The sequence below is a fragment of the Corallococcus llansteffanensis genome, assembly GCF_003612055.1.
Classification (GTDB): Bacteria; Myxococcota; Myxococcia; order Myxococcales; family Myxococcaceae; genus Corallococcus; species Corallococcus llansteffanensis.
In genome coordinates this window covers 1-2,094 of sequence record NZ_RAWB01000933.1, presented here as the reverse complement: position 1 = coordinate 2,094, position 2,094 = coordinate 1, and the positions used below count along the sequence as shown (strand labels likewise).

Sequence of the window (2,094 nt, the reverse complement as noted above, 5' to 3'; positions counted from 1 at the left end):
CCCCCAGGCCCAACCCGCCTCCTACTTCCTCACGTGGCGCGAGGGCGAGCTTGTCGCCTGGAGGGACGGGCTGCCGCCGTCGCTCTTCAGCTTCTTCTTCGCCGGTGCGGTTCGCGGCGTGCCCCTGGCCGACGGGGAAGAGCGGTTCCCCGTGCTGCTCTTCTCCCACGGCTACGGCACGGCGACGGCGCTGTACAGCGGGGTCGCGGAGGAGCTGGCGAGCCAGGGCTACGTGGTGGTGGCCATCTCCCATACCCGGGGAGGCGGCCCGCTGGTCTTCCCGGACGGCCGCGTGGTGGATGAACTCGTCCAGCTCACCCCTCTCGACCCCGCCCTGAACACGCGCGTCCAGGCCCAATGGGCGGCGGACGCGCGGTTCGTGCTCGACCGGCTGACGGCGCTGGACTCCAGCGACCCGGCGGGGCGCTTCACCGGGAGGCTGGACCTGGGCCGCATCGGCGCGTTCGGCCACTCCTTCGGCGGCTCGGCGGCGGCGGAGCTCTGCCGCACGGATGCGCGCGTCCATGCGGGACTCAACCAGGACGGTACCTTCCACGGGAACCTGGAGGTGCAGGTCCAGGTCCCTTTCCTCGTGATGAACAGCGAGGGCGCGGAGAGCGACCCCAGCCGGGGCCTCTTCTTCCAGCATCTGGGCGCCACGGGCTACGACCTGGACCTCCAGGGAGCCGGCCACCTCACCTTCAGCGACCTCGTGCTCGCCCTGCCCCTGATCCGCTTCTATTCGCCGCAGGCGACCGCCACCGAGTACCAACTGGGCACCCTCGACGGGCAGCGCGCCTTCACCCTGGTGAACACCTACGTGCGCGCCTTCTTCGACAAGCACGTGCGCGCACGCCCCACGCCCCTGCTGGACGGGCCCTCCGCCGAGCACCCGGAGGTGGAGCTCGTCGTGCACCTGCCCTGAGGGACGCCCGCCTCCCGAAGCTCGCTCCGCCGTTCAGGAGGCGTCGTGGGGCACGAGCGTGACCGGGAGGACGGAGCGCGCGGGAGCCGCCCCCAGGCTCCGTCGCTCGCCGACCTGCCGCGTCCACTCCCCGGGGCGGTGAGCGCCGCCGAACGCGGACGCGAGCACCCGCTCGATGTCCGCGGGGTCCTCCACGTCGAAGCGGATCCCGTCGAAGCGGACCGGACCTTCGAAGAGGAAGGTGAGGTCGTGCCCGTACTCCGAATAGCTCGCCTCCCAGCGCAGCATCAGGTCCGCGCCGGAGCGGCCCAGCACCGTCAGCCGGTTCTCCACGAGGGCCGGCGCGTCGTTGCCGTACCACGCGTCCCAGTCCCCCTCCGGACCGACGACGAGCGTCGACCACTCCGCGAGCGTCGGATGCCGCCCTCCGTTCGCCCGGGCCACCGGGAGGTCCTGTGCGCCGGGTGCGGGCGCGCCATCCTCGCCTTCCTGGTCGGCGCCCTCGAGCTCCAGCCAGTACCGCACCGTGGCCCGGTCCGGATGGTAGCCGTACGCGCGCCACTCCGCGTCCGGGATCCAGGTGTTGACCTGGATGCCCAGGCGCGCGGACACGACCGCATGGGCCTGGCCCGCGAGGACGAGCGGCTTCTCGGGCGTGGGTGCGTCCGCGGGGGCCTTCTCGCGCACCTCGGGAGGGTGCCAGGAGGAGCCTGGCGCTGAGTCCGACGCCTCCGGATCAGGGACGGCCTCCACCAGCGGCGTGAGCTGGGCGAGGAACGCGCTGAAGGACGCCGCGCACGCTGACGGGACGTACAGGTCCTCGGTCTCGGTGGGCGCGTCGCTGTCGAAGAACCAGACCGTTCCCCGGGGAGACTCCGGTCGGTCCGCGAGCTGGATGCCGAAGCGGTTGATGGTGCCGTACTGATGCGAGAAGACCAGCACGTCGGACGGGATGTGCTTGTCCCCGTACTCGAGCGCGTCCAAGGCCCCCTCCCGCAGGCCATGGAGCGTGTCGATCCGCACCTCCCGTTCCAGCCCGTCCCGCAGGCCGGTGGAACAGGGGCCCAGGTCCGCACCACCGCTGTACCGGACCAGGACCGCCCTGAAGTCGGCGGGCAGGGGATGCGGAAGGCTGCGCTCGAACTGCTCCAGTTGCTCCTGCGTGGGGC

General features: G+C 72.0%; 2 protein-coding genes. One reads left to right on the top strand and one right to left on the bottom strand.

The window, feature by feature from the left end:
• On the top strand, positions 1-925 hold a 925-nt coding region (locus D7V93_RS42200), incomplete at its 5' end, for an alpha/beta hydrolase family protein (protein WP_120648586.1).
• A gap of 33 nt (positions 926-958) precedes the next feature.
• Here D7V93_RS42200 and D7V93_RS42195 read toward each other — a convergent pair.
• A partial coding sequence (locus D7V93_RS42195; RefSeq protein WP_147451650.1) for an SMI1/KNR4 family protein occupies positions 959-2,094 on the bottom strand: 1,136 nt, incomplete at its 5' end.